Annotated in this window: 3 protein-coding genes; 2 read left to right on the top strand and 1 reads right to left on the bottom strand. The window is 51.2% G+C overall.

What is annotated here, in order from left to right; genetic code table 11:
- Window positions 1–1101 precede the first annotated feature (1101 nt).
- Window positions 1102–4254 (bottom strand): alpha-mannosidase, encoded by a 3153-nt coding sequence (locus TY10_RS10660; RefSeq protein WP_042163086.1) that lies wholly within the window; start codon window positions 4252–4254, stop codon window positions 1102–1104.
- 193 nt (window positions 4255–4447) lie between these two features.
- On the opposite strand from TY10_RS10660, the gene TY10_RS10655 reads away from it, so the two are divergent.
- A complete protein-coding gene (locus tag TY10_RS10655) occupies window positions 4448–6130 on the top strand; it encodes a response regulator transcription factor (protein ID WP_238327539.1) in 1683 nt (560 codons plus the stop codon).
- 116 nt (window positions 6131–6246) lie between these two features.
- The coding region (locus tag TY10_RS10650; RefSeq protein ID WP_052350478.1) for a sensor histidine kinase at window positions 6247–7489 on the top strand (1243 nt) is incomplete at its 3' end.

Below are 7489 nucleotides of genomic sequence, written 5' to 3'. Positions count from 1 at the left end.
CGTCTCTGAAGTATAGGCGGTTAACTAAATGCTTTCTAACTAGTCGCCTCTGTAGCATAGGCTGCTAACCAAACCCTCTCTAACTAGTCGCCTGTGTAGCATAGGTGGTTAACTAAACCCTCTCTAACTAGTCGTCTCTGTAGCATAAGCGGTTAACTAAGCATTCTCTAACTGGTCACTCCGCGCTGTATGGTGAACAAAATGCAAAAGTACATGTGGATAAACGCTAAAAGGGCTAAAATGGCCATCAAAATGTAAATGTACATTTGAAATCGCTCATTTCCACGAATTCGGCGTGTTTGTGCCAATCAACATGCACATTTGCATTTTGAAGCGAGAATTCATCGGAAAAACGGCTGACAACATGCAGTTTTGCATTTTGATTAACGAGTAGAGCCCGATAGCGAATCTGCTTCGCTATAGAACGAATCAAACTTCGCTATACAATAGCTAATGGATGGTGATTCAGCTATAGCGAACTAAACTTCGTTACTCGAGAACGCAGCTTCACCAACAGCGAAAATCTCTTCGCTAATACGAGAGAGCGGCCCCAAATCACACGTTTAAACTAAAATCAGCGAATCGGTCTTCGCTAAATAGCGAACCCGTTTCGTTGTTCACAATATCGAGAGGTGATTATAAATATTGAGAAGATTTTATCGAAATGAGAAATGGTTAATTGCGGTAGCTGCTAGACTACACTACTGAGTTGCGAGCATTAAATTCAGTGCAAGCAGTAAACCAAACGAAGCGAAAAGCTTTAAGTTTGTTTTGCTGTATTCTTGCTATGAATGTATTGAACGTGTCGAGTAGGGTGAGCGGAGTGTTTTGAGTTCGGGCTGACTTTTCGCAGGTTCTATCCATTAGTCATCGTGTAAGCGATGGGAGAATGGAATCAAGAATGGCAGCACGGACCAAAACACGCAGCGACCCCGGCGTGTGCATCACACACTGGACGCTAGGCAACACGCAGCGACCCCGGGCATGGTGCATACAAAGTTTGCATATATCACCATACGCGCATATAAAAAGCTGCCGAGAAATCTCTCGACAGCCTACAACAGGCACTTTCACATGCCCAGCTTTCCTTCACCGCTGCGCTTAAACGTAAACTTTCACCGTCTTGATCTCGAACGGCCGGAAATCAAGCGCTACTGAGTTTCCTTTCAAGGCAAGCTCTTCCTGCCCCTCTTCCAGCATATTGGCGATGACGACGCGTTTCGGCGCTTTGTCGAACGTTAAGAGAGCGTCTTTCACTGCTGAACGTTCCGCTTCATAGAGACGGATCACGTAGGCGTCATCGTCCTCAGCCGGCTTAACCGCTTCGATAATGACGTTCGGAGCGTCAATCGCGAGGAAGGATTGCTCCTGTACAACAGTTTTTCCGCGAACCGAAAGTGCAGGTGCATTAAGCTCATAAGCCGGACGAATAACGGTTTCTGCTGCAAAACCGCCTTCATGCGGAAGCAGGGAGTAAGTCACTTCGTGAATGCCTGCATCGCCGCGCGGATCAGGATGGGCGCCGCCTTTGTGGAGCGTCAGCCGGATATCGGAGCCGAATACAGATACGCCGTATTTGCAATCGTTCAGCAGTGCTGCGCCGAAGCGGTTTTCCGATATATCCGTCCATTTATGTGCACATACCTCGAACATCGCCTGATCGTATGGAGTGTTCGTATGAGTCGGACGCTCGACGTGGCCGAACTGCACCTCGTGGCGTGCTTGCTGCGCGAGCAAATTGAGGTCGAAGCCGACCTTGAGCAGCTGGTGCTTCTCTCGCCATACGATAACTGTCTCGAAATCGACTTGCGCCGAGTCCGAATGGAATACCATATGCTGCGTAATGGAAGACTGCCGTCCGATCTGGTATTCGCTGCGCAGACGGAACTGAAGCGGGCCGTCTGCCGCGACTTCACGAGCAACCAGACGGGTCTGCAACTGCAGCTTGCTGAAAATATCACGGTCGATATCCCAGTTGTCCCAAGCGCCTGGCAAGTCTTCGCCCATCAGGAAAGCGTTGAGCGGATGGCCGCTGCCGCGAAGCTCACGTCTGCTCGCCTTATGAATGAAAGATTCGATATAGCCGTTTTCGTCAAAACGAACCCGGGCATGCGGCGTATCAAGCGTGCCCGCCTTCTCGTCATAGCGGAACGGAGAAGGTGCGGCAGCAGCGTCTGCTTCTATATTTGCGAGTTCGAATACGCGGGACCCCATAGCCGGCACGGTTGTCTCCCCGACAAGCAGCTTCTGGCTGCCGAATACGTCAGTTATCCGCTGCGAGAGAAGCGAGCTGTCCGCCAGAGTCTGATCCTGAGACAGGCCATCGATAGCAATTGTACCGTTGCGGTCCCAGCTTAGCGTATTCCAGACCGTTACGGCATTCTCATCGGCTGCACCAACTGGAGCAAGCAGCGCAGTCGTTGCCCCTTCAGCATCCATAATGACTTGGCTAACCTCTGCAATCGCCCGGTCATGAACCTCTGGAATCGAGGTCCCTGGCAAAATATCGTGGAACTGGTTAATGAGCAGCAGCTCGTAAAGCGAAGCCAGCCGTTCCTTGTCGATGCGGCCGCCTCTCGTGCCGTTGATGGATTCAACAAGCTCCAGATTGCGAAGCGCAAATTCCGCTTTCCGGTTGTTGCGCTTGATCTGATGAATTTGCGTCAGTGTTCCGCGGTGACCCTCGAAATACAGCTCGCCGACATGGAGAGGAGGGTTGACAGCCTGTGTCTCCAATTGCTGCATGAAGCGGCTTGCCGTCGTATGCTCGGTTTTTGGCACGCCTTCCAGATCGGCCGAACGCCTAGCCATTTCGATCATTTCGTATTGCGGTCCGCCGCCGCCATCCCCGAAACCGTAGGATACGAGCCGGCTGTCATTGACACGCTTGTGAGCAATCGCGTTATGCGAAGCGTAGACGCGGTCGATCAGCGTTTCAGCATCAGGCCAGCAATGGATTGTATTGAAGTGGGTGAGCACCTTCGTGCCGTCCAGTCCCTGCCAGTAGAACGTGTCGTATGGAAAATGATTCGTATCATTCCAGGATAGCTTTGTCGTCAAGAAATATCGGACTTCCGTTCCGGCCATAATTTGCGGAATTGCGGCGCTGTAGCCAAACGTATCGGGCAGCCAGAATACATCTGCCGTATAGTTGAAATGCTTGCGGGTATAGCGCTGCCCGACGAGAAATTGACGGATGAGCGATTCGCCGGATACGAGATTGCAGTCGCTTTCAATCCAGACGCCGCCGTTAATTTCCCAGCGTCCCTCGGCGATCCGCTGCTTCATGCCTTCGAAAATATCCGGATAATGACGGCGCATCAGCTCGGCATGAAAGGCGGAGCTTTGGATGAACGTATATTCCGGGTATTGGTCCATCAAGCTGAGTACATTCGCATAGGTACGCGCACATTTGCGAATCGTCTCATCACGCGTCCACAGCCATGCGGTATCCATATGGGAGTGGCCGATGATGCCGGTCTTCGGCGCAGATTCGCCCGTCTTCCGCTCCAGAAGCGGCCGCATTAATTCTCTGGCTTGGCGCAGAGGAGTGCGCCATACCTCTTCGGGCACTTCGCCTGGCGACTGGGTGAGAATCGGGAACAGCTCCAGCAGTGTATTTTCGATCTTAGCCCGGCGGAACGGATCGACCGCTCCGGAGCTCGCCACTTGCTGAAGCGTGCGGAGATCGAAGACGAAATCCTTCACGTCCTCACGGCAGAGCATGATATCGATTGACGTATAGACGCGATTGTAGCGCTGTTCGCCGGAGAAGTTTGCTTCGCTCACCTGATAGGGCTGCGTTCCGACACACGGATGTCCCGCATAAGCCTCGAAAGACAGTTCAAATCCGGTACCGGCTTGAGCCTCTTTCGTAAGCAGAAGCGTATGGTGATTGCCGCGGTTGGCCGCTTCCTTGGGATGCGTGAAGATGCCGCTTGGCTTGCGATTCACCCAGAAGAAGGTCTCCACGCCGTCCGTCTCTGCCCGAATATATAGCTTGCGGCCGTGCAGCTCCTTGGGTACGATGTAATGGCCTTTAAACCAGGCGGAGCCCCATTCTTTACCCCATTGCAGTCCGGATTTGGCTGGACGCCAGCCTTCATTGCCCTCGGGAACCTGGTAGCGATGCTCGTCCGTTTCGAAAAATACCGTTTCGACTTCGCCGGCTTTTTCGAATATAAGCTCGGTATAGATTTCGTCGAGCTTCTTCAATTTGCCCAGCGTTTTGTTTATGTGGTTGGCATGGATCATCGTTTTAACAGCTCCTTTGGGTAGCATATTTACTTATGTTCATTTTAGAGGGGCGAATGAGGGCGATCTACGGGGAAAAAGTAAACTTTCAAGGGCATAACGACCTTTTTAAGGTATTCGGTTTATAACTGCCCTATAAAATTGTGAAATTACCCCGTGCAATCTAAAACTGAGTCGGTTAGTATGAAGATAGATGGTGGGCGGAGTCCCGCTTGATGTTAAAATCGGCTGGAGAGGTGAAAAGATGCTGACAGCTCTTATCGTGGATGATGAATTTGAGATTCGCGAAGGTTTACGGAAGCGCTTCCCATGGGATAAATTCGGCATAAATCAGGTGCTTGTCGCCGATGATGGCGATTCTGCGCTGCGGATGGCGCTCGACCAAAGGCCGGATCTCATTCTTACCGATATTAAAATGAACAGGATGTCCGGGCTGGAATTTCTGCGTTCTTTGGAGCCGTACGAGGATTACAAGCCGGAGACGATTGTTGTCAGCGGTTATGATGATTTTGAACTTGCCAAGCAAGCGCTCCAGATCGGAGTGCTCGATTATATTTTAAAGCCGATCAATCTCGATGAGTTGGATGGCGTGGTCAGCCGGATTACGGATCATATTTACGAACAACGGGTGGAGCGGCAGCATGAGCAGCAATTATTCAACCAGATGCGGTTCGCCATTCCGAAAATGCGTGAGGATTTGCTTCGGGAAATGTTCGAGCTGCCCTTCGATCCGCATCGCGAAGCGAGGCAGCGCCACCGGCTTCAATCGCTGAATCTGGAGTGGATGTCCCAGCACCAAATGATGCTGGTCGTCGTGGAAGCCGACGATTTAAAGGCGATCGAGAACCGCCGCTTGAAGGATAAGGAACTGGTGCTGTTCGGCATCGGCAACGTTGTGAATCAGACGCTGGAGGAGGAATATCCGTATCCGTTCGCGATTGGCACGGACCGATGCAACCGCTGGGTCGTGATGCTGGGCTGCATGAGGCAGGAGCATGCCAAGCTTGCGAGCGGTATCGCACAGTTGTGCATTCAGCGGATCAATGAATTTGTCAAAGTAAAGGCGAGCGCAGGCATGCGCACGACACCGGGCGGCCTGGAGCATTTGCATGATATGTTTGTCGCTGCATCCGATGTACTGGAGCGGAAAGTGCTATTTGGCGGCAATCGTCTCTTTACTGAGCTATGGCAGGACCAAGAGGGAGAATGCGATAATCTGTCGCTGCGTGAGCCTGATGAGGTTCTGGACATGGTCAAATACGGCTCTGACGAAGATATTTCAGCGGCAATGGACCATTTTATCGAAATGGTGCAGGCTTGGCGCCTCTCCCAGTTGAAAGATATTCAGCAGGAAATATTTCAATGGCTGTTCGAAGTATTCCGCAAAGCGGCATCCGCAGGCGTCCCGAATAAGCGCTGGGGCAGCAATCCGATAGCAGTATGGGAACTTCTGGAGCAGTATGACACGCTGCAATCCCTGAAGGAGCAGACTGAGCGGTTCTTGCTTGATATCGCCGCAGATTTCCGCACTGTATCGGCTATGCCGAGCCAAATCGTGTGCGAGGCGGAAAGACTGATGCATAACAATTATGCGGACAGCTTGACGCTGCATAGCGTAGCCAGCGCGGTCCATGTGACGCCGGTATGGCTCAGCAAGCTGTTCAAGAAAGAGAAGCGGATGACGTTTCTCGAGTATTTGACCAATATCCGGATCGAGAAGGCGAAGGAAATGCTGGGAGACATCCAGTTCAAGGTGTATCAGATTTCCTATCAGGTCGGCTACAAGGACCCCGTTCACTTCTCGAAGCTGTTCAAGAAGCAGGTGGGCTGTACGCCGAAGGAATATCGAAGACAGAAGGGAATTGCGGAGGAATAGCAGGAATGGAAGGGCCGGTCGCTTGAAGCAGCTTATGTGCTGCATACGAGGGATTCGGCCTTTCGCGTTCCATTTATCCGTATTATTTGGCCGTTTCGGCAGTCGGAGCGTGGACGATGCAGTTGTTGAAGAAAGGTTCCTTGCGGTTGGCGACATCGTTTCGGAACCGGATGATCTTTATTTTTTTTCTCATCATAATCGTACCTTTTCTATTATTCGCCTATTATTCGCATATTAAATCGATTGAGGGCATTTCGAACACGAATACGAAAATGACGATGGGCTATTTGCTGCAGGCGAAAAAGAGCTTCGAGCTTTACCTGTACAAGCTCAACGACCAGGTTAATGATTTAATCGGCAACAAGCAACTGCAGGACCTGCTTGTGAAGGAGCCAACCGATGCTGCCGCAGAGGAAACGTTTGCCGTCAATATGCTGGCATTTCTCTATCAGAATACGCCTGCGATCGATGCGTTTCGGGTCAAGATTTACCCGATCAGGCCAGCTGACTATCCTTCCTATTTAAGTACAATTGGGGAATCGATTCAAATCGAGGAACGGTATTGGTTTCAACGCTCCAGAGCAACAATCAGCCCGTCCTGGTATTTGTCGATGCCGAGGCAAGGCGCTTATGAGAAGCCGCTGTTATCTTATGTGAAGCGGTTTACCGGACTGTATGACCGCAGGCCGCGGGGCATTATTGCAACGGACTTGTCGGAAGATTATTTGGCCCGGTATTTCTCGCCATCTGCGCAGTTGAAAAGTCAGAAAATGCTGCTGCTCAACGAGGACGGCATGATTTATTATGACTCTTCCGCCAATGAATGGACGGGTCAGAAGTTTCCTTCTCCCTCTTATATCAAATTCGTCGCATCGGCGGATCAAGGCTCACAGGCGGTTACCATCGACGGGCAAACCTATCTCGCTACTTACGTTAAGCTGGACAGCCAGCCGTGGGCGATGGCAAGCCTGACGCCGCTGCAAGAGCTGACGGGAACAATCGATGAAATCAACCGGATGCTCGTTATTTTTCTTATTCTTTATCTGATCTGCTGTATCGGCGTTATATTTTACATCACGTCCCGCTACACGCAGCCTATTGCACATCTCGTTCGTTCAATGCGAAGGCTGGAGACGGATAATATGCAGAATCTGATCCCCAGTTCCTCCAGACAGGATGAGATCGGCTGGCTGTATAGCGGGGTTTCCAACATGGTCAAGCAGATTGAGGGTCTGGTGGAGGAGGCTTCGCTCGCGGAACGTAAAAAGAAAGTGCTGGAATTCCAAGTGCTGAGCCATCAGATCAATCCGCATTTTCTGTACAATACGCTGGAATCCATCCGCTGGAAAGCGGAAAATC

Source organism: Paenibacillus gorillae (assembly GCF_000513275.1).
GTDB lineage: Bacteria > Bacillota > Bacilli > Paenibacillales > Paenibacillaceae > Pristimantibacillus > Pristimantibacillus gorillae.
This window is presented reverse-complemented; position numbering and strand designations above follow the sequence as displayed.

Excerpts from the sequence above, each read along its gene's own strand:
- TY10_RS10660 (WP_042163086.1), bottom strand. The coding sequence starts at position 4,254 with ATGATCCATGCCAACCACATAAACAAAACGCTGGGCAAATTGAAGAAG.
- TY10_RS10655 (WP_238327539.1), top strand. The coding sequence starts at position 4,448 with ATGGTGGGCGGAGTCCCGCTTGATGTTAAAATCGGCTGGAGAGGTGAA.